Origin of the sequence: Mycoplana sp. BE70 (assembly GCF_031455855.1) — a bacterium.
Classification (GTDB): domain Bacteria; phylum Pseudomonadota; class Alphaproteobacteria; order Rhizobiales; family Rhizobiaceae; genus Mycoplana.
Window position 1 is genome coordinate 363,879 of record NZ_JAVDTM010000002.1, and the last position, 19,722, is coordinate 383,600.

At 64.1% G+C, this 19,722-nt stretch carries 19 protein-coding genes; 6 read left to right on the forward strand and 13 right to left on the reverse strand.

Features of this window, described 5'->3' with window-relative positions:
- Positions 1–17 precede the first annotated feature (17 nt).
- Entirely contained in the window at positions 18–1,532 is a 1,515-nt protein-coding gene (locus tag J2Y48_RS05065; protein ID WP_310413683.1) for a Na+/H+ antiporter NhaC family protein, read from the forward strand.
- 21 nt (positions 1,533–1,553) lie between these two features.
- Here the strand turns inward: J2Y48_RS05065 and J2Y48_RS05070 are convergent, their stop codons facing one another.
- A complete protein-coding gene (locus J2Y48_RS05070; RefSeq protein WP_310413685.1) occupies positions 1,554–2,636 on the reverse strand; it encodes a porin in 1,083 nt (360 codons plus the stop codon).
- A gap of 293 nt (positions 2,637–2,929) precedes the next feature.
- On the opposite strand from J2Y48_RS05070, the gene J2Y48_RS05075 reads away from it, so the two are divergent.
- The 4 genes from J2Y48_RS05075 (at position 2,930) to ppk2 (ending at position 7,079) form a co-directional block, all read left to right on the forward strand.
- The gene (locus tag J2Y48_RS05075) at positions 2,930–3,277 is read left to right on the forward strand and encodes a DUF3302 domain-containing protein (protein WP_310413689.1); all 348 of its coding nucleotides are present in this window, start codon (positions 2,930–2,932) and stop codon (positions 3,275–3,277) included.
- On the forward strand, positions 3,277–4,434 hold the full coding sequence (locus J2Y48_RS05080; protein ID WP_310413692.1) for an HlyD family secretion protein: 1,158 nt from the start codon (positions 3,277–3,279) through the stop codon (positions 4,432–4,434). The genes J2Y48_RS05075 and J2Y48_RS05080 overlap by 1 nt, the downstream gene beginning before the upstream one ends.
- Before the next feature lie 105 nt (positions 4,435–4,539).
- Entirely contained in the window at positions 4,540–6,267 is a 1,728-nt protein-coding gene (locus tag J2Y48_RS05085) for a SulP family inorganic anion transporter (RefSeq protein ID WP_310413695.1), read from the forward strand.
- Positions 6,264–7,079, forward strand: coding sequence for a polyphosphate kinase 2 (ppk2, locus tag J2Y48_RS05090; RefSeq protein ID WP_310413698.1), 816 nt, complete (start codon positions 6,264–6,266; stop codon positions 7,077–7,079). The genes J2Y48_RS05085 and ppk2 overlap by 4 nt, the downstream gene beginning before the upstream one ends.
- Positions 7,080–7,088: 9 nt before the next feature.
- On the opposite strand, the gene J2Y48_RS05095 is transcribed toward ppk2, so the two are convergent.
- From J2Y48_RS05095 to obgE, 12 genes are all read right to left on the reverse strand, one after another.
- Positions 7,089–8,222 (reverse strand): AI-2E family transporter, encoded by a 1,134-nt coding sequence (locus J2Y48_RS05095; protein WP_310413701.1) that lies wholly within the window; start codon positions 8,220–8,222, stop codon positions 7,089–7,091.
- Positions 8,223–8,273: 51 nt separating this feature from the next.
- Positions 8,274–8,744 (reverse strand): hypothetical protein, encoded by a 471-nt coding sequence (locus tag J2Y48_RS05100; RefSeq protein WP_310413703.1) that lies wholly within the window; start codon positions 8,742–8,744, stop codon positions 8,274–8,276.
- A gap of 135 nt (positions 8,745–8,879) precedes the next feature.
- Entirely contained in the window at positions 8,880–9,407 is a 528-nt protein-coding gene (locus tag J2Y48_RS05105; protein WP_310413706.1) for an RNA pyrophosphohydrolase, read from the reverse strand.
- Between the two features lie 8 nt (positions 9,408–9,415).
- Positions 9,416–10,621 (reverse strand): divergent polysaccharide deacetylase family protein, encoded by a 1,206-nt coding sequence (locus tag J2Y48_RS05110; protein ID WP_310413709.1) that lies wholly within the window; start codon positions 10,619–10,621, stop codon positions 9,416–9,418.
- A 67-nt stretch (positions 10,622–10,688) separates the two neighbouring features.
- Positions 10,689–12,011, reverse strand: a complete 1,323-nt coding sequence (locus tag J2Y48_RS05115) for a S41 family peptidase (RefSeq protein WP_310413712.1) — start codon at positions 12,009–12,011, stop codon at positions 10,689–10,691.
- The gene (locus tag J2Y48_RS05120) at positions 12,001–13,425 is read right to left on the reverse strand and encodes a murein hydrolase activator EnvC (protein ID WP_310413715.1); all 1,425 of its coding nucleotides are present in this window, start codon (positions 13,423–13,425) and stop codon (positions 12,001–12,003) included. The genes J2Y48_RS05115 and J2Y48_RS05120 overlap by 11 nt, the downstream gene beginning before the upstream one ends.
- A gap of 135 nt (positions 13,426–13,560) precedes the next feature.
- Entirely contained in the window at positions 13,561–14,043 is a 483-nt protein-coding gene (rlmH, locus tag J2Y48_RS05125; protein WP_310413719.1) for a 23S rRNA (pseudouridine(1915)-N(3))-methyltransferase RlmH, read from the reverse strand.
- A 101-nt stretch (positions 14,044–14,144) separates the two neighbouring features.
- Complete coding sequence (gene rsfS, locus J2Y48_RS05130; protein ID WP_310414317.1) at positions 14,145–14,558, reverse strand: ribosome silencing factor; 414 nt, start codon at positions 14,556–14,558, stop codon at positions 14,145–14,147.
- Between the two features lie 103 nt (positions 14,559–14,661).
- The gene (locus tag J2Y48_RS05135; RefSeq protein ID WP_310414320.1) at positions 14,662–15,270 is read right to left on the reverse strand and encodes a nicotinate-nucleotide adenylyltransferase; all 609 of its coding nucleotides are present in this window, start codon (positions 15,268–15,270) and stop codon (positions 14,662–14,664) included.
- A 36-nt stretch (positions 15,271–15,306) separates the two neighbouring features.
- The gene (locus J2Y48_RS05140; RefSeq protein WP_310413722.1) at positions 15,307–16,590 is read right to left on the reverse strand and encodes a glutamate-5-semialdehyde dehydrogenase; all 1,284 of its coding nucleotides are present in this window, start codon (positions 16,588–16,590) and stop codon (positions 15,307–15,309) included.
- Positions 16,583–17,758: a glutamate 5-kinase gene (gene proB / locus J2Y48_RS05145; RefSeq protein WP_310413725.1), complete on the reverse strand. Its 1,176-nt coding sequence runs from the start codon at positions 17,756–17,758 to the stop codon at positions 16,583–16,585. The genes J2Y48_RS05140 and proB overlap by 8 nt, the downstream gene beginning before the upstream one ends.
- Position 17,759: 1 nt before the next feature.
- On the reverse strand, positions 17,760–18,773 hold the full coding sequence (gene obgE, locus J2Y48_RS05150; protein ID WP_310413728.1) for a GTPase ObgE: 1,014 nt from the start codon (positions 18,771–18,773) through the stop codon (positions 17,760–17,762).
- Between the two features lie 86 nt (positions 18,774–18,859).
- Between obgE and J2Y48_RS05155 the strand changes: the two genes are divergently transcribed.
- Positions 18,860–19,720: an endonuclease/exonuclease/phosphatase family protein gene (locus J2Y48_RS05155; RefSeq protein WP_310413732.1), complete on the forward strand. Its 861-nt coding sequence runs from the start codon at positions 18,860–18,862 to the stop codon at positions 19,718–19,720.
- The last annotated feature ends 2 nt before the right edge of the window (positions 19,721–19,722 follow it).

A 19,722-nucleotide genomic window follows, 5' to 3' on the forward strand; every position in this document is an offset into this window, starting at 1 on the left:
CGACGTAGGGGGTCGCCGTGACCGACACGAATGAGCAGAGACCTTCAGACCGCGCGACACTGCGCCCTCCTTCGTTGACCGATGCGCTCATTCCCTGCATCGCCCTCATCGTGCTGTTGGCGCTGTCCTATGCGCTGTTCGGCGACGCAGCCTCATCGGGGCCGAACCAGGTCGCGCTGTTGTTCTGCGCAGTAATCGCCGCAGGGGTGGCCTACAAGAACGGGATGCCGTGGTCCGGCATCCGTCAGGCGGTTACCGACGGGATTGCAACCGGTCTGCCGGCGATCATGATCCTCCTTGCCGTTGGCGCCCTGATCGGCACATGGGCCATGAGCGGCACCATCATGTCGATGGTCTATTATGGCCTCAAGCTGCTGAGCCCCAACTATTTCTATGCCACGACGGCCCTGGTCTGCGCGGTGGTGGCCTTCGGCATCGGCAGTTCCTGGACCGTTGCCGGCACGATCGGTATCGGGTTGATGGGTGTTGCCTCCCATATGGGCCTGTCGCCGGCGATCACAGCAGGGGCGATCATCTCCGGGGCCTATTTCGGCGACAAGGCTTCTCCCCTCTCGGACACCGTAAATCTCGCGGCGGCGACGGCCGGCTCCGATATCTACGGTCATATCCGCGAATCGCTATGGACGTCGGTGCCGGCGCTCGGCATCGCGGTGGTTCTTTTCGCGCTTCTGGGCAAGCCCGGCGACTTCGACGCAACGGCGCTGCTATCGAGTATGGAGGCAAAGGCAAAGGTCTCGCTCTGGGCCTTTCTGCCGCTGGCTCTCGTCTTCGGCCTGTCGATCGGTCGGGTAGCGCCCTTTGTCGCGATCTTTGCCGGGGCGCTTGCCGGCGCGCTGCTGGCGGTGATCCAGGACCCAGCAAGGGTTGTCGCCTTTGCCGATGTCGCCACCCTGCCCCATGCGCTGGCCTTGCTGAAAGGGACATGGTCCGCGCTTGCCAACGGCTACACGGTCGAGAGCGGCGACAAGGCAATCGACGTGATCCTGAGCCGCGGCGGCATGGAGAGTATGCTGAACACGGTCTGGCTGATCATCACCGCGCTGGCCTTCGGCGCGGTGGTGGAGCATGCCGGGCTCTTGAACCGGTTGATCGATCCGCTGGTCGCCAGGGTGAAATCCCGCACCGGGATCGTGTCCACCGTGGCGGGGACAGCGATCCTGTCCAACGTCATCACCTCGGATCAGTACATATCGATTGCCCTGCCGGGACGGACCTTCCAGGGTGCTTTTGCAGACCGCGGCCTCGCCCCGGTGATGTTGTCGCGCGTCATCGGCGACACCGCCACCGTGACCTCGCCGCTGGTCCCCTGGAACAGTTGTGGGGCCTACATGGCATCGGCCCTGGGCGTCGGCACGATCGCCTACGCCGGCTTCTGCTTCTTCAACATCCTGAACCCGCTCCTGACGATTGCCTTCACGTTCCTCGGCTGGCGGATCGTCACCCTGCCGAAGCAGGCGGAATCGACCGAGGAAGACGATCCGCAAAAGCGGCGCCTGCGCGTCGTGAAGTGAGTAGGCGCGACCGTTCGCCGGTCAGAAGTTCCGCTGGAACCGGATGACGCCGCCCCAGTCTTCGGCGTTCGGACCGGCCTTCTCATCCATCTTGTTGCGGAAGTCGAGTTCCGGAATGATCTCGAAACCCGGGACGACGGCGTAGGCGATGTTGAGTGCGCCTTCGATATCGCCGCCCTCGTCGAAGTTCATCGAGGCGTTGATCGTCGCCTTCTCCGTCAGCACGTAGGAGGCCCCGATCCACGCTGCCCAGGCGCCGTCCCATTGGGCGTAGTTGTTGACGCGGTCGCCGTCGGTATTCCAGCCGCCCATCGCAAAGACCGACAGGTCGCCGATCGTGCCGTCCAGACGCAGCTTGATCGCGCCTTCCTCCATCGACGAGTCATAGGCGCCGACGAGGCGCGCCTTGAACGGGTCGGTGACGTAGCCCACGGCTGCAATGATGTCCGGCACATAGTCGTCGTCGCCCTCGTCGACGTCATCGACCGTGCTGCCGCTCGGATCGCTGTCATCCTCAAGCGAGATCGCGGCGACGAAGCCGTTGCCGGGGTCATAGGTGTAGCGGATCTGCGTCTGGTGGAAATCGCCGTAGTTGACGTCGTAGTAGTCGTTGATGCCATTGCCCGCATCATCGGTGAAATCTGTATAGAGCGTGTCGACGTAGCCGACGAGGAAACCGGCCAGCTCGATCGTGCCGATCTCGAGACCGACGCTGCCGCCGTTGTTGTTGTCTCGATTGAACAGGGTCTCGGCATAGGTCTTCAGGGCGCCGTATTCCGTGTCGGTTGCCGTGCTGATGCGGAAACTCAAGCGCGATCGCGTGAACCAGGAGTCGCCGCCGCCATTCGGAAATTCGGCGCCGCCGTCCGGAAAAGTATCCTGCCCGTTCGGATCACCGCCAGAGATGTCGACGCGCAGATAGCCGCCGATCTTCAGGCAGGTCTCGGTACCGGGAATGTAGAAGTAGGCCTCGCCGAAGCCATCGCAGACGCGGACATACTCCATCGGTTCCGGCGCCGCCGCGACGATGGCGTCGGCAGCACGGCCAACTTGAGGGAAGAGGAGCACTGAACCAGTGGCAACCAAAAGGGCTTTGCTGTTCATGTTTCCGCCTTTGTCTCGCACGCAATCCAGAGTGTGCCGCAGCATGAAATGATTCGCTAGTTTATTACATGCTAAATCGGCGGCAACTCGGTGCGGCGCGGTTGGACCCCGCCCGCGTCAGGCACCGCAACGCCTTGCTCGCGGCCGGACGTCGTCGATATCGAACCGATAGAGATTACATGATGCTACGGGCGTCCACCCTTCATGCGCGCTAGGATCGGGACATTGAAGGCCGCGGGCTAATCCGAGATCATCCGGCTTGAGGCAGGGGCGCGGCTTGCGGAGGAGTGGACGTGTTTCTGGACTACTTTGCGCTCGGTGTTCTTCTCTTCATGGTGCTGACCATCTTTTACGGGATCATCGCCATTCACGACATTCCCCATCTGATTGCGAAGAAGCGCAATCATCCGCATCAGGACGCCATCCATGTGGCCGGCTGGGTCAGCCTGTTTACGCTGCACGTGATCTGGCCCTTTCTTTTTATCTGGGCGACGCTCTATCGCGAGGACCGCGGGTGGGGCATCCGACAGGACGGCAAGCTGCAGTCGGAAAAAGAGGCGAATGCGGAAGTCGCAGTCCTCCAGGCTCGGGTTCAGGAGCTTGAAGAGCAACTGAAACTGCAGACGAGGGAGCCCGCCTGATGGATCTGCTGCTCATCCTGACCTATGCCGCCATCTGCATCGCGGTCTTCAAGATCTTCCGGATTCCGATCACCCAATGGACGGTTTCCACGGCAGTTCTTGGCGGCATTTTTCTGATCTCTGGGCTCATCCTGTTGATGAGCTACAATCATCCCTTTTCCAGCGACGGGCGCATCTACTTCACCTCGGCGCCGGTGATTCCCGCCGTCGGCGGCATCGTCGTGGATGTGCCGGTGACCGCGAATACGCCGCTGAAGAAAGGAGATGTGCTGTTCCGCATCGATCCGCGGCCCTACCAGTTTACGGTCGACCAGAAAAAGGCAGCGTTGGCCGAAGCCGAGCAGATGGTCCAACAGTTGAAGGCCGCTATGGATGCGGCCAACTCGGTCGTCGAAGGTGCGATTGCCGATCGCGATCGGGCACAGGAGAGCTTCGAAAGCTACAGGGAAATCTTCGAGAACTCGATGCAGCGGACCGGTAATTCGGCTGTTTCGGAGCTGGAGGTCGAAAACCGCCGCGGCCTCTTTCTGGCGCAGGTCGCCGCCGTCGGCACCGCCCAGGCGCAGGCGCAGCAGGCGCGCCTGGCCTATGAATCGCAGATCAATGGTGTGAACCCCGCCGTCGCGCGCCTGACTGCCGAATTGCGCAATGCCGAGTTCGATCTTGACCAGACGACCATCCGTGCGCCCAGCGACGGCTATGTCAGCCAGGTCTTCCTTCGCCCCGGTATGATGGCCAACCCCTTGCCGCTCCGCCCGGTCATGGTCTTCATCAACAGCGAGGACCGCATGCTCGCGGCCGCCTTCATCCAGAATTCCCTACAGCGCGTAAACGTCGGCGATGACGCGGAAGTGTCGTTCAAGGCCGTGCCCGGCAAGATCTTCAAGGCAAAAGTCTCCGGCATCATCGACGTGATGGCCCAGGGCCAGTTGCAGCCGACCGGCGCCCTCATCGATCCGCAGGCGCCGGAGCGTCTGCAGCCCGGCCAGACGCTCGCCCGGATCGACATTCTCGAGGACACGAGCGCCTATCAGTTGCCGGGCGGCGTCGTTGCGGATGTAGCTGTCTACACGCATCACTGGCATCACGTCTCGATCCTACGCAAGGTCCTGCTGCGCATGAGCGCCTGGATGAACTACGTCTTCCTGGAGCACTGAGATGTGTGGTCCGCGACGGCCAGTCCGATTGTGCGTCAGGGCCTCCTCCTCGCAAGTCGGCAGGCGGGCCGAGACCGGTGACCGCCTCCTCGACGGGGTCGCGGCATGAGCCTGGCCCTGCCGATCTTCCGGGGCTTTTCGGACTATCGCGTCGGCTGGCTGCGCGACGACATTTCGGCCGGGTTGTCCATCGCCGCCGTCGGCCTCCCGAGCGCCATCGCCTACCCGGTGATCGCCGGACTTCCGCCCCAGACCGGAATCTATGCTAGCATTGCGGCGCCGATCGCCTACGCCATCTTCGGCGTGTCGCGGCGGCTAATCGTTGGACCCGATGCAGGAACGATGACGGTGCTTGCCGCCGCAATGGCATCCGTCGCCGCCGCCATGCCGGCGGCGACGCCGATCGATCGCATCGCACTTGCCTCCACCCTTGCCCTCGGAGTGGGAGTGATCTGCCTCGGTGCGAGCGCCTTGCGGCTCGGCGTGCTTGCGACTTTCCTCTCCAGGCCGATCCTGGTGGGGTTCTTTGCCGGTATTTCGCTGTCGATCCTGGTGGGCCAGATTGGCCGCATGACCGGCATGAAGATCGTGTCGGACGGGCTGATCCCGCCGCTGCTGGAACTTGTCGCCAAGCGCGATCTGATCCATTGGCCGACGGTCGCGTTGACAGCCGGCATGTTTGTCGTGCTGCAGGCGGCAAGGGCATTGAGATCGCCCATCCCCGGCCCTGTCGTCGTCGTCGTGCTCGCCGTCACCCTTTCGGCGTTGTTCGATTTCCAGTCCCACGGCATTGCCGTCGTCGGCGACATACCCACCGCTCTCCCTTCATTTTCGTTGCCGTTGGCGGCGGGCTTGCCGCTTACCAGTCTGGTTCTCGGCTCGGCCGCCATCTTCCTGGTCAGCTTCGGCTCCGGAGCGGTGACTGCGCGCAGCTTCGGTGCGCGCACGGGGGAAGCGGTCGATGCGAACCGGGAGCTGATCGGCCTTGGCAGCGCCCAGCTCGCAGCAGGCCTGTTCGGATCGTTTCCGATCAGCTTTTCCGATTCGCGAACGGCGATAAACCTGTCGATCGGCGGGCGCTCCCAACTGGCCGGCCTGGTCTCTGCCGCGGCCCTGATCGCCGTTCTTCTTTTCCTCAACGATGCCCTGCGGATCCTGCCAGTCGCCGCCCTGGCCGCCATTCTCGTTTCCGCCGCCCTCAGTCTCATCGATGTCGACGAACTGCGCCAGATCTGGCGCATCAGCCGGGTGGAATTCGCCTTTGCGCTGGTCACCATGTGGGGCGCCATCAGTTTCGGCGTCCTCAACGGCGTCATCGTGGCGATCGCGGGAACGCTCGTCTACCTGCTGCGCAACATGATGTATCCGCGCGACGCTTTGCTCGGACGCATCCAGGGACGCGACGGTTTCTACAAGCTGCATCGCTTCCCGGAGGCGCAGGCGGTGCCGGGAATCGTCATATGGATCCTCCAAGGCAGCCTGTTGTTTTTCAATACCGACCATGTTCGGGGAAGGTTGGATGAAATCACCGCGGCTTTGCCAGCTGGAACGCGGTGGTTCGTGATCGATGCCGGCGCAATCGCACAAATGGACAGCACCGCCGTCGCGATGCTGGAGGAGGTTCGCGCCGAACTCGGCGGGCGCGGCATCGCGCTTTGCCTGGCAGAACTCCATGCCGAAGCGAAGGTCCTTCTCGAGCGCGGGGGGCTGATCGAGCGCATTGGTCCAGCGCTCGTCTTCGAGGATCTGGACGACGCGCTCCAGGCGTTTCGGACCGCCGAACCGAAATCCGCGGCCAATGAATCAAACAGGCAACCGGGAGAGATGCGATGAACAAGAAGCACGATGCGAAGGAGAATGCTTCTAAGGAGAACGGCAAGGTCCGCGACTACAACAAGCAGATGGAGAAGCTGCAGGTCGAACTTGCCCATCTTCAAGCCTGGATAAAGAAGTCGGGTGCGCGCGTTGTCATCATTTTCGAGGGACGCGACGCTGCGGGCAAGGGCGGCATCATCAAGCGCATCACCGAGCGCGTAAGCCCGCGGGTGTTTCGCGTCTCCGCGTTGCCGGCGCCAAGCGACCGCGAGAAATCGCAGATCTATATGCAGCGCTATATCGCGCACCTGCCGGCAGGCGGCGAAATCGTGATCTTCGATCGCAGCTGGTACAATCGCGCCGGCGTCGATCGTGTCATGGGCTTTTGCAGCGACAAGAAAGCCCGGCGTTTCCTGGAACTGGCGCCAAGGTTCGAGGCCGCCATCGTCGAAAGCGGGATCATCCTGCTCAAATACTTCCTGACGGTCAGTGAAGACGAACAGGAACGCCGCTTCCGGCGTCGCATCGACGACCCGCTGCGCCAGTGGAAGCTCAGTCCGATGGATGTGGAATCCTACCGGAAGTGGTGGGACTACACGCGTGCCTATGACGAGATGCTGCGGGCGACCGACACCGACATTTCTCCCTGGTGGATCGTGCCTTCGGATGACAAGGAGCGTGCCAGGATCAACTGCATCTCTCACATCCTCAAGTCGATCCCCTATGAGAAGGTCAAGTTCGACGCGCCGGACCTTGGCAAGCGCCAGAAGCGACCTGATGACTACGAGGAAGACAAGACGCCTCGGAGACTAGTGCCGGACGTCGCTTGAAACCGATCTCTATTCCGACCGGTCCTGCCACGGCAGCGGCAGCTTGCCGCTGTCCAGCGCGGAGGGGCCCCGGAGCCACGCGACCAGCAGATCGTAGAACACGCTCAGCACGATCGGGCCGAGAAACAGCCCGATGAGCCCGTAGGAGAGCGTGCCGCCGAGGACCCCCATGAGGATCACCAGCATCGGCGTCGAGAGCCCGCGCGACACTAGGATCGGTTTCAGAACGTTGTCGATGACGGCAACCGGGACAAGAAACGCCGTCAACGACAGCGCATAGCCAAGGTCCTTCGTCATCCACGCCCAGATGATCAGGGGCAGCAGCACCGGCGCCGGGCCGACCTGGACGATACACAGGATCAGGACGATGAAGGTCAGCCCGCCGGAGGCGGGGACTGCAAACACATACAGAACGATCCCTACCAGAACGGCCTGAAAGATGGCGACGCCGATGACGCCTCTGGCGACATTGTGGATCGTCGCGGCCGCCAGCCGGACAAAGCCCACTCCACGGTCGCCGGCGATGCGATCGGCAAGGCGGTTGATGCCGATGGCCAGTTGCGGCCCGTGACCGAAGGAGAATCCCGCAATCACCACAGACGCCATGAAACTCAGCAATCCCAAGCCGACACGGGCGGCCTTGCCGAGAACATCACCGCCCAGGTCCAGCAGCGACGGCTCAAAGCGCTCCAGCGTGCCCTTCAAGTTCTCGGAGGCAAGCCGCCAGGCGTCATAGACGCGCTCGCCGACGACCGGCCACTCCTTGATGGCTTCCGATGGTATCGGAATTTGCAGCGAACCGGTTTCCAGTTTCGTCATCAGCCAATCGGTTGCTTCGACGAAGTTCAGCGCGATCGCCGCCAGCGGGCCGATGATGATGGCCAGGCTCAGCAGCGTTATCACGGTCGCCGCCAGCCGCTTGCTGCCGCCGAGCGCGACCCGGAGCGCCTGATAAGCCGGATAGAGCGCAACGGTCAGGATGCCCGCCCAGATCACGATCACGAGAAATGGCGCGACCAGCGTGAACGACCAGTAGGCAAAGAGGGCGACGATACCCAGCCGCACGTAATCGGTCACCCGCCGTTCGATTGTCGTCTGGTCGGGTGTCACCGGTTGAGGAGCGGAAGACGATCTGTCGTCCATGTGGTTTCCCCTCGGCAACGGACGATCGCCTCGCCTTGGAAACAGGCCGGCTCAGGTGACCGGGGGCTCCCAGTTGAGGTAAAAACCGATATCGCCTGGAACGCCGCCGGGGAAATTGATCACCATCGCCTTCAGCCGGTAACCCTGTGGCTGTGCGACTTCCTTGAAGCGGTCGAACAGCTCCTTCGCCTTGCCTTGCAGGGTCTGCGGCCAGTCCGGATCGGCGTTGTTAATCGCCCGCCCGCTGTCGCTGCAGAAATCGGACGGAAACGTGTAGACCAGGGCCTCCATTTTCCCTTCCTTGACCGCGCGTGCGACGACGTTGCGGATCATGGCCCGCTCCTGCTCGCCGACATGCTTGTGAAAAAACTCGTCGGTAAACTTGGCGAGCTCTTCCCTTTTGCGATCCCGCAGCTTGTCTTCCCGCTCCATGTCGGCGAGTTGCGTCTCGAGAATTTGCTTGCGCAGGGCTTCGGCGCTGAGAACAGCGTCATTCGGATTCGACTTGTCGTTACCGGTCATGTCGCACCTCCAACGATCCAGGCGAATTCTGGAGCGTCCCTCCGGTGGGTTGAAGTAACATACGAGAGAAATGTCAGTATGCTACGCGCACTGGTCCACGCCAACGCCTAAGCTTTACCGATTGGCTGTCCGGCGTCAGGACGCGAGATGGGCGAAGGCCGCAACGACCTCTTCATAGACCTTGCGCTTGAACGGCACGATCAGCCCAGGCAACGCCTGCATCGGCTTCCATTCCCAGGCGTCGAATTCCGGCTCATGACCGCCGGGCGGCGGGTTGATCGCAATCTCGCTTTCGTCGCCCTCGAAACGGAAGGCAAACCAGCGTTGCGTCTGACCACGGTATTTTCCCTTCAGCCCGATCCCGATCAGATGCGGCGGCAGATCATAGTTGATCCAGCGGCCGGCGTCGGCAATCAGCTGGACCGAGCGGATGCCGGTCTCCTCGAAGAGCTCGCGCGATGCGGCCGCCAGCGGATCTTCATCGCGGTCGATGCCGCCCTGCGGCATCTGCCATAGCTGCGGCGAGCCGTCATATTCGGAGTTCCCGATCGGGATGCGCCGCCCCGCCCAGACGAGGCCATCCCTGTTCAACACCATGATGCCGACGCATGGCCGGTAGGGCAGATCCTCGGGTTGCACGGGCTTTTTCGCTTTCTTGCTCATCGGCATGCCTATTGTGTCGGGTCCTGGTCGGCGAGGGCAGCCACGCCGACGATCTCGATGCCGCGCTGGCCGGCCTCCTGTGTCCAATCCGCGATCGCCTGCACGCTTTCGTCAAAGGCCGACGCGACGCCGATCGCCGTGCCGTTGCGGCGGGCGACACGTTCGAGTTCATCCAGCTTGCGCAGGATCGCGTCACGCGAAAGCGTCGAGTCGAGTTGCAGGTCGGCGAAGGCGTGCGGCATCTCCAGCGCGCCGGCAACCGTTCCCGACAGGGACTGCGCCGAGCTGCCGTCATCGAGGAAGAGGAGACCGCGATCGGCAATGTCGCGCATGACCGGCTCCAGCGCATCCGCGCTCGACAGGAACCGTCCGCCCATGAAGTTCATGACACCCGTATAGTTGGTGATCTGTCCCATGGCGCGATGCAGTTGGTCGAGATTCTTCTTCGCGCTGAAATCGGTCCGAAGCGTATGGGGGCCGGGATCGTTGCCCGGATCGTCAAAGGGTTCCAGCGGCACCTGCAGCAGGATTTCGTGGCCGTTGCGGCGTGCCTCCTGCATCCAGCGCGGCAGACTGTTGCCGCTCGCGGCGAATGCCAGCGTCACCTCGCCCGGCAGGTCGCGGATCGCCCGCTGCGTTCCCGTCTGGCTCAGCCCGAGGCCACCGACGACGATTGCAATCCGGGTGCCGCGCGCGCCCGACCAGGGCCGCGCATACTGTTCGACCGGGCGCAGGCCGTCCGGCCCTGTGACGGGTAGTTTTCCATGAGCGGTGGTTTCGAGCAGGTCCTCGTTTGGAAGCGCGGCGAAACGCGGGTCCTGGCCCACCCTGCTGGCATCGAGGATGAGCGGCCCGCCGTCACCCCGATCCTTCGGCGTGAACTTCCGCACGATATTGCCGTCGGCAGTTCGGGTTTCATCGATGTTGGCGCCGGATTGACCCCGTTGACGGCGCATACCCGCCGCCGGCCCGCCTGGCTCGGCAGCGGGTTGCGCGGTGCCAGCCTCCTCCGTTGCCGGCGCCTCCGGCGGAGCGATTTTCTCCGGCGCTACCAGGTTGCCGCGGGGCGCCAGCGCCGTCCACAACGAAAGGCCGACTACGCAGACGCCCGCAACGGCAACAGCGGCGCGGGCGGCAGAAAAACGGGACGACTTTACGCGGCCGGACGCAGCCTTCCGATTCTGGCCGAGCGGTGCGTTGAGATCCGTTCCCAAGTGACAGGTCCGTGCCGAAAGGAGCGAGCCCCGGTTTGATCGCCGCGATCCTCCGGGGCGTGAGGCGTCAGTTCTTCAGCTCGGCCTTTTCCGGGCTGGCCGGGAAGGACGGATCGGTCTTCTCGCCGCGCAGCAGCTGGAGCGCGTACTGCAGCTGTAGGTCATCCTTGGCTTCCGGCGGCACGTAGGCAGCGGAGCCCGACCCCTCGTCGTTCTCGCTCTGGCCCTTGATGTGGCCGCGCAGGTTGGACTCGCCTGCGGTCTCGAGCTTGCCCTGCAGCTCCGGCGGCAGCGGCTGGTCGACCTTGATGTCCGGCGTGATGCCGGTGCCCTGGATCGACTTGCCCGACGGCGTGTAATAGAGCGCCGTCGTCAGGCGCAGCGCGCCGGCATCACCCATCGGGATGATCGTCTGCACGGAGCCCTTGCCGAACGACCGGGTGCCGACCACGGTGGCGCGGCGCAGGTCTTGCAGTGCGCCGGCGACAATCTCCGAAGCGGAGGCAGAGCCGCCGTTGATCAGGACGACGAGCGGCTTGCCGTCGGTCAGGTCACCCGGCGAGGCGTTGAAGCGGCGGGTCTCGTCCTCATTGCGGCCGCGGGTCGAAACGACCTCGCCGCGCTCCAGGAAGGCGTCGGAAACGTTGATCGCCTGGTCGAGCAGGCCACCCGGGTTGAGGCGCAGGTCGAGGACAAAGCCCTTCAGCTTGTCGGCTGGGACATCCGCCTTGATCTTCTCGATGCCCTTTTCGAGGTCGTCGAAGGTCTTCTCGGTAAAGGAGATGACCCGCAGATAGCCGACGTCGCCTTCGACGCGGAACTTCACGGCCTTGACGGCGATGATGTCGCGCACGATCGTCAGTTCGATCGGCTTGTCGGCGCCCTTGCGCAGGATCGTCAGCTTGATCGGCGTGTTGACCTTGCCGCGCATCTTGTCGACGGCTTCCTCGAGCTTCAGGCCGCGGACGTCCTGGCCATCGATCTTCGAGATCAGGTCGCCGGCGAGAACGCCCGCCCGCGCCGCCGGCGTGTCGTCGATCGGCGTGATGACCTTGACGAGTTCCTCGTCCATCGTCACCTCGATGCCGAGCCCGCCGAACTCGCCGCGCGTCTGCGTGCGCATCTCTTCGGCGTCCTTGGCGTTCATGTAGGACGAGTGCGGATCGAGCGAGGACAGCATGCCGTTGATGGCGTTCTCGATCAGCTGGTCTTCCTTCGGCGGCGTCACGTACTGCGCGCGGACGCGCTCGAACACGTCGCCGAAAATGGAAAGTTCGCGATAGGTCGACGCGCCTGCAGCTTCGGCCGGCATCGTCAACGAGTAGATCGAACTCATGGCCGTCGCACCCAACAGTGCTCCGACGAGAACAAGGGAAGCCCTACGAATCATTGCTTGCCTTTCCAGAGACAGTAGCGGACCACCACGGTCGGGAATCAACCGGTTTGCCGTTTTTTCGGAATTCAATGTAAAGCGTCGGCCGGTCGGTTTCCAGCGCCAATGCGTTTACACTTGCCACTCTTTTCTCCCCCATGACAGCGAGCGGCTCCCCTGCCACGACGAACTGTCCTTCACGGACATTCACCCGGTCCATGCCCGACAGCACCAGGTGGAAATTGTCGCCGACATTGAGGATGATCATGCGCCCGTAGCTTCTGAAGGCGCCCGCGAAAACGACCCAGCCATCGGCCGGTGCCGTCACGAGCGCGCCCGGGTTGGTCGCAAGTATCAGCCCCTGGGACGAATGGCCCGTTCCATCCGCCTCGCCGAATTGCCGAAGCGCATCGCCCGCGACGGGGTAATCGAGGCGCTGCTGCAACTCCGAAAACGCATATGCCGGAGCAATGCGGTTTTTGTCGGGCGAACCCGACAGTGCGGCGTCGCGCGCACGCTGGCGCTCGGCCTCCGTTTGCTTGGCACGTTCGGCCTCCTGCACCCGCGCCAGCGCCGCCGCCTCGCGCACCGACGTGATCTCGCGCTCCATGCTGCCGATGAGGCCCTCGAGGCTGGTTGCGCGACCGGCGAGTTCCTCCGCCCGCCGCCGCTCGGCGTCAAGCGTGCGGGCGTTTGCGGCCGCCAGCGCCTCGTTCTCGCTGATCAGCAGTTCGGAGCGCCGTTCCTCCTCCAGCCGGTTCGTCATGGCGACGGCGAGGTCGGCCTTCTCCTTGTCGATATCCATCCGGACCGTGGCCAGTTGCTGCAGGTCGGCGACCAGCCGCTCCGTCTCGGCCCGGATGCCGGGCACGACCGCGCCCAGCACGATCGCGCTGCGGACCGAAGCGAGCGCATCGTCGGGGGTGACGAGGATCGCCGGCGGCGGGTTGCGGCCCATTCGCTGCAGAGCCGCGAGCACCTCGGCGAGCAGGCCACGACGCTCATGCAGGGAGCCGCGGACGGCGTCTTCCTCGCTCCGCATCGCCGCAAGCCGCTTTTCGCCGGCAAGGATCTTGGCCTCCATCTCCTTGCGCGTCCTGGCGGACTGGACGATCGCCTCGCGCAGCGACGCGCGGTCCTTCTCCAGCTTGCCGATGCCGGCCTCGAGTTCGCGCGCCTTTTCCTCCGAAAGCGTGATGGTGTTCGACAGCGCCTCCAGTTCGCGCCGCGTGCTGTCGCGCCGAAGGGCGATCGCCGCGGCGGGGTCAACCTCGACCGTCACCTGTCGGCCGACCTTTCCGGCCGCGACTGGGGCGGAGGCCGGTTCGGCGCGGAGCGGTGCGGCAGGCAGGGCGAGGCAAAATCCGAGCACGGCCACAATGAACGGGCGCGGCCGTTCCGGTCCGCGAGCCGCGTGGCGCCTGGTGTTCATGGGTGTTGCGGACGTGATCATTTTCCCGCGCGTTGCCGTTCCAATGTCCGTCTAAGCCGATTTGCCGATTTCGCCAAGGAACAACGCCAAAATTGCGTCCGGGGACGAGCGAAATCCCCGACGACGCAGAAATCGTCAGGCGCGGTGATAGGGATGACCGGAGAGAATGGTCGTGGCGCGATAGAGCTGCTCGGCAATGAGAATGCGCACGAGTTGGTGCGGCCAGGTCATCTTGCCGAGGCAGAGGACCGCCTCGGCGCGCGCATGCAGCGCGGGGTCGAGGCCGTCAGCCCCGCCGATCGCGATCATCACGTCGCGCTTGCCGGCGTCGCGCCAGCGGCCGATCAGCCCGGCAAACTCCTCCGAACCGAGCGCCTTGCCGCGCTCATCGAGCAGTACGAGCACCGCGTCGGCCGGCAGCGCCTTTTCGAGCAGAGCGGCTTCCTCACGCTTGCGGGTGTCGGGGTTGGAGGCACGGCTCTCGGCAACCTCGACAAGCTTGCCGAGTTCGAGGCCGATCGGCGGTCCGGACTTCGCGAAGCGGTCAAGATAGCGCGCGGCAAGGTCCCGCTCAGGCCCGGCCTTGAGCCGTCCGACCGCAAAAAGCCCGATCCGCATCTATCCGGTTCCTCCGTCGCACACAGCGGCAACGCTCACCCGAGCGGGTGCAAGGTCAAACATGGCCGCACGCGGCGCCCGAAGCCGGGCGGTGCGACGATCTAGTGCAACATGCTCTCTTCCATGTCCGGAGCCGCCCACATCCTTTCGATGTTGTAGAACTCGCGGATTTCAGGACGGAACACGTGGACGATGATGTCGCCCGTGTCGATCAGCACCCAGTCGCCGGCCTCCAGTCCTTCGACGCGGGCGGAACCGAAGCCCTCGTCCTTGAGGTCGGTGAGCAGATGGTCGCAGATCGCCGCGACATGACGGTTCGACCGTCCGGACACGACCACCATGTAGTCGCCCAGTGCGGATTTTCCGACGATGTCGATCGTGACGATATCTTCTGCCTTCGAGTCCTCGAGGCTTGCGAGGACCACTTGAAGAGCGCGGTCGGCGGCATCGTCGCCGCGTCCTGCGCTTTTGGGAAGTGCGCTACTGACGCTTCCCTTCGCGTGCGCTGTTGTCAGTGTATTTCCTTTCCTTTGAACAGGTCCAGCACGGTTGCGATTCGCGCCACTCGCGACGAACCACCGCTAGATTTAGGCACCAATGCCTATCGGTTTCAAGACATCACTTGCTTTCGGCGTGTTTCTCCAGCTCCTGGCGCTGCCTCAGCGCACTTGAACTGAGCGGCGAACGCGGGCCGTGAATGAAGGTCCAGGCCGGCGCCCTGCGGAACGCCAACGCGCCGGCATCGTCCTCGTCGACGCGGGCGCGGTCGAAGGTCTTTGCCATTTTCGACGACAGATAGGCGAGCGTCGATCCCGGTCGGTCGATCACCGCGATGGGAAATGTCCGGACGATCTTCTGCCAGCTCTGCCAGCGATGAAAGCCCTGCAGGTTGTCGGCGCCCATGATCCAGACGAACCTGACGCCGGGATTGCGCGCCTTGACGACGTCCAGCGTCCTTGCCGTATAGCTCTGGCCGATCGTCTTCTCGAACGCCGTGACCTTGATGCGTGGGTCCCCGGTTATCGCTTCGGACAACCGCAGGCGCTCTTCCAAAGGCGCCAGGTGACGGCGATCCTTCAGCGGATTGCCCGGCGTCACCATCCACCAGAGCTGATCGAGCTGAAGCCGGCGCAGCGCAATCTCGGCGACGAGCACGTGGCCCTCGTGCGGCGGGTTGAAGGAGCCGCCGAACAGGCCGACGACCATCCCTTGCTCGACATGCGGCATCCGCAGGTATCGCGCCTCGACGGCCTCGGGCGGCACCTAGGGCCGCACCTGTCCGGTGCCGCGCACCCTGTACTTGAACGAGGTCAGCTGCTCGACGCCGACCGGCCCGCGCGCGTGCATCTTGCCCGTTGCGATGCCGATCTCGCCGCCCATTCCGAATTCGCCGCCATCGGCAAACTGGGTCGAGGCATTGTGCAGCAGGATCGCCGAGTCGATCTCGGCGAAGAATCGCTCGGCCACCGCCTGGTCCTGCGCGACCACCGCTTCCGTGTGCGCCGAGGACCAGCGGTTGATGTGCGCAATGGCGCCTTCGACGCCGTCGACCAGCGTCACCGAGATGATCGCGTCGAGATATTCCGTCGACCAGTCCGTTTCGCCGACAGATTCCAGACCGGCAACGAGCGCGCGGATTTCCTCCGTGGCGCGAACTTCGCAGCCGGCCGTCTTGAGCGCATCCAGCAGCGGAGCGAGATGCGTCGATGCCGCCGCCCGGTCGATCAGCAGCGTTTCCGCCGCGCCGCAGATACCAGTCCGGCGCATCTTGGAATTGACGACGATGGTGCGGGCCATGTCAAGGTCGGCGGATTGATCGACGTAGATGTGGCAGAGGCCCTCGAGATGCGCGAACACCGGCACGCGCGCCTCGTTCTGCACTCGTGCGACAAGGCTCTTCCCACCGCGCGGCACGATGACGTCGATCGAGCCGCCGAGGCCGGTGAGCATTGCGCCCACTGCCGCGCGGTCTGCGACCGGCACCATCTGGATCGCGTGCTCCGGCAGGCCGGCCTCGAGCAGGCCACGCACTAGGCAGGCGTGGATCGCCTGCGACGAATGGAGACTGTCGGAACCGCCGCGCAGAATCACCGCATTGCCGGCCTTCAGGCAGAGCGCCCCCGCATCCGCCGTCACGTTCGGCCGGCTCTCGTAGATCACGCCGATGACGCCGAGCGGCGTGCGCACGCGCTCGATATGCAGGCCGTTCGGCCGATCCCATTCGGCAATCACGTCACCGACCGGATCCTTGAAGGCGGCGATGTCGCGAATGCTGGCTGCGATCGCATCGATCCGCTCCGGCGTCAGCGTCAACCGGTCGATGAGGGAGGCAGCGAGCCTGCCCTCACGCGCCCGGGCAAGATCGATCGCATTGGCAGCAAGGATCTGATCACGATCCGAGAGGATCACCTGCGCCATCGCTTCGAGCGCAGCATTCTTGGTCGCGGTCGTGGCGAGCGCAAGCGGTCGGCTAGCGGCGCGCGCGTTCCGGCCGATCTCGGCCATCAGTTCGGTCACGTCGCTGCTCGTCTGGCGCTGGTCAGGCATGGGCGGCATCCTTCTCCTGCGCCGTCGCGCCGTCCGCCTTTGCCGCGCCGGTCATGACGAGATCGTCGCGATGCACCATCGCCGCGCGCCCGGCATAGCCGAGGATCCCAGCGATTTCCGCCGACTTCTTGCCGGCGATCTGGCGCGCCTCGTCGGCATCGTAGCTTGCCAGTCCGCGGGCGAATTCCCGTCCGCCCGTACCGATGATGGCGATCGTGTCGCCGCGGGAAAATGTTCCCGAGACGGCGCGCACGCCAGCGGGCAGCAGGCTCTTGCCCGAACGCAGGGCACTTTCCGCCCCGGCATCGATCGCAAGTGTGCCGGCCGGCTGCAACTGCCCGGCAATCCAGGTCTTGCGCGCGGTCACCGGCGAGCCCGAAGGAGCAAACCACGAGGAGCGGGCGCCGGCATCGATCGCCCGCAGGGGATGGTCAGTCTTGCCCGAAGCGATGATCATCGCGCAGCCGGCGCCGGTTGCGATCTTGCCGGCATCGATCTTGGTGCGCATGCCGCCGCGGGAAAGCTCCGAGGCCGCCCCGCCCGCCATCGCCTCTATGTCCGGCGTGATCTCTGCAATCGTTTCAAGGAAGCGCGCATCGGGATCCAGATGCGGCGGAGCGGTGTAGAGGCCGTCGATATCCGACAGCAGGACGAGCAGATCGGCACCGGCCATGGTGGCGACGCGCGCGGCGAGCCGATCGTTGTCGCCGTAGCGGATTTCCGTCGTCGCCACCGTGTCGTTCTCGTTGATGATTGGTACCGAGCCGAGCTTCAGGAGCTGGTTCAGCGTGGCGCGGGCGTTCAGGTAGCGGCGGCGCTCCTCGGTATCACCAAGGGTGAGCAGGATCTGACCGGCGACGATGCCATCCGTCGACAGGCTTTCCGACCAGGCGCGGGCAAGCGCGATCTGGCCGACAGCCGCCGCCGCCTGGCTTTCCTCCAGCTTCAGCGGGCCCTTCGGCAGATCAAGGACGGTGCGGCCAAGCGCGATCGCGCCGGAGGAGACGACAAGCACCTCGGTGCCGCCCTTACGCAGGGTGGCAATGTCGGCGCAGATCGCGTCGAGCCAGCTCGTTTTCAGCCCGCTTGCGCGATCGACGAGAAGGGCGGAGCCGATCTTGATGACGATGCGCCGATGCTTCGACAGCGGCTGGCGGGTTGCGGCCATCTCAAGCCTCGTCCTGTTCTTCCGACCCGAAGCGGACAATCTCGTCGCGAAGCGCGCGCAGGGCCTGCAGCATGCCGACGTTCGTGATCGCCGACAAAAGCAGCGGCTTCTGCCCGCATGCCTTCTCCAGTTCCTTCGCCTTCTTCTTCAGCTCGTCCTCATCGAGCACGTCGATCTGCGAGAGCGCCACGATCTCCGGCTTGTCGGTCAGGCCGCCGCCATAGGCCTCCAGTTCGTGCTTGACGATCTTGTAGGCGTTGCCGACCTTTTCCTCCTGCGCCGAGACGAGGTGCAGAAGAACGCGCGTACGCTCCACATGGCCAAGAAAACGGTCGCCGAGACCGGTGCCCTCGTGCGCGCCTTCGATCAGGCCGGGGATGTCGGCGAGAATGAACTCCCGCCCGTCGACCGTGGCGACCCCGAGGTTCGGGTGCAGCGTAGTGAAAGGATAGTTGGCAATCTTCGGCCGCGCCCGCGTGCAGGTTGCGAGGAACGTAGACTTTCCGGCGTTCGGCAGGCCGACGAGCCCGGCATCTGCGATCAGCTTCAACCGCAGCCAGATCGTCTTTTCCTCGCCCTCAAGGCCGGGATTGGCCCAGTTCGGCGCCTGGTTCGTCGACGATTTGAAGTGGGCGTTGCCGAAGCCGCCATTGCCGCCCGCGCCAAGCCGGAAGCGTTGCCCTTCTTCGGTCAGGTCGACGATCAGCGTCTCGTTGTCCTCTTCGAAGATCTGGGTACCGACGGGCACCTTCAGCGTCACCGAAGCACCATTGGCACCAGTCCGGTTGCGCCCCATGCCGTGCGTGCCGGTGGCGCCCTTGAAGTGCTGTTGGTAGCGGAAGTCGATCAGCGTATTCAGGCCGTTGACCGCCTCGACCCAGACGTCGCCGCCGCGCCCGCCATCGCCGCCGTCCGGACCACCGAATTCGATGAATTTCTCGCGGCGAAACGAGACAGCCCCTGCCCCGCCGTCGCCGGAGCGGATATAGACTTTTGCTTCGTCGAGAAACTTCATCGGTTTGCCGTTCTTGGTTGTCTAGCGCCTGATCATCAATTTGCCGCCATCGATATAGCCGGTTCCAGCAGAGGTCAAAGACTATCGTGAAATTCGTCAGCTACAACATCCAGTACGGCGTCGGCCTCGATGGCCGATTGGACCTGAGGCGCATCGCTTCCGAAATCGAGGGCGCCGATGTCATCGCGCTGCAGGAAGTGACGCGCGGTTTCCACCGCAACGGCAACATCGACATGGTCGCCGAATTGCAGGCGCTTTTGCCGGCGTACTTCTCCGTTTACTGGCCCGCTTGTGATGTCGACGCCGGCTCGGCGATCGAGAACGGCCGCGCCGTGAGTCGCCGTTTCCAGTTCGGCAACATGGTGCTGTCGCGCGATCCAATCCTCGCCTCGCGCCTCATCTTGCTGCCGCGCAGCCGCACGATCGGCAAGCTCAACCTGCAACGCGGGGCGACCGAGGCCGTCATCAATGCGCCGGGCGGCGCGCTTCGCGTCTATTCCGTCCACCTCGACCACATCTACCGCGGCGAACGGATCGAGCAGATCCGCTATCTGAAGGAACGCGTTCAGGCCTACGGATTCGACGGCGGCGCGATTTCCGGCGCCGAGGAATTCGGCCTGCGCGAGCCCCCGTTTCCGGACGACTATGTGCTGATGGGTGATTTCAACATGGTTCCCGAATCGCCGGAGTATTGCGCCATGGCCGGCGAAATCGACAGCTATTACGGCCGCCAAATCCGCGCTACCAATCCGCTGGATGTGCTCGCCGGCCTCGGCGGGCGACGCCCGGACAGCTACAGCTGGATTGATCCCGACGACCACGACCATCGGATGTTCCTCGACTATTGCTTTGTCAGCCACGGCCTCGTCGGGCGCCTCAAGGAGGCCTGGGTGGACGAAACGGCGACCGGCTCCGACCATTTGCCCGTCTGGTTCGAGCTCGCCTAAAG

Bases quoted from the DNA above. Each gene is read 5' to 3' on its own strand.
- J2Y48_RS05070 (WP_310413685.1), bottom strand. From the start codon at position 2,636: ATGAACAGCAAAGCCCTTTTGGTTGCCACTGGTTCAGTGCTCCTCTTC.
- ppk2 (WP_310413698.1), top strand. From the start codon at position 6,264: ATGAACAAGAAGCACGATGCGAAGGAGAATGCTTCTAAGGAGAACGGC.
- obgE (WP_310413728.1), bottom strand. From the start codon at position 18,773: ATGAAGTTTCTCGACGAAGCAAAAGTCTATATCCGCTCCGGCGACGGC.
- J2Y48_RS05115 (WP_310413712.1), bottom strand. From the start codon at position 12,011: ATGATTCGTAGGGCTTCCCTTGTTCTCGTCGGAGCACTGTTGGGTGCG.
- J2Y48_RS05080 (WP_310413692.1), top strand. From the start codon at position 3,277: ATGGATCTGCTGCTCATCCTGACCTATGCCGCCATCTGCATCGCGGTC.
- J2Y48_RS05140 (WP_310413722.1), bottom strand. From the start codon at position 16,590: ATGCCTGACCAGCGCCAGACGAGCAGCGACGTGACCGAACTGATGGCC.
- J2Y48_RS05105 (WP_310413706.1), bottom strand. From the start codon at position 9,407: ATGAGCAAGAAAGCGAAAAAGCCCGTGCAACCCGAGGATCTGCCCTAC.
- J2Y48_RS05120 (WP_310413715.1), bottom strand. From the start codon at position 13,425: ATGAACACCAGGCGCCACGCGGCTCGCGGACCGGAACGGCCGCGCCCG.
- proB (WP_310413725.1), bottom strand. From the start codon at position 17,758: ATGGCCGCAACCCGCCAGCCGCTGTCGAAGCATCGGCGCATCGTCATC.
- rlmH (WP_310413719.1), bottom strand. From the start codon at position 14,043: ATGCGGATCGGGCTTTTTGCGGTCGGACGGCTCAAGGCCGGGCCTGAG.
- J2Y48_RS05085 (WP_310413695.1), top strand. From the start codon at position 4,540: ATGAGCCTGGCCCTGCCGATCTTCCGGGGCTTTTCGGACTATCGCGTC.
- J2Y48_RS05095 (WP_310413701.1), bottom strand. From the start codon at position 8,222: ATGGACGACAGATCGTCTTCCGCTCCTCAACCGGTGACACCCGACCAG.
- J2Y48_RS05135 (WP_310414320.1), bottom strand. From the start codon at position 15,270: ATGCCGCATGTCGAGCAAGGGATGGTCGTCGGCCTGTTCGGCGGCTCC.
- J2Y48_RS05100 (WP_310413703.1), bottom strand. From the start codon at position 8,744: ATGACCGGTAACGACAAGTCGAATCCGAATGACGCTGTTCTCAGCGCC.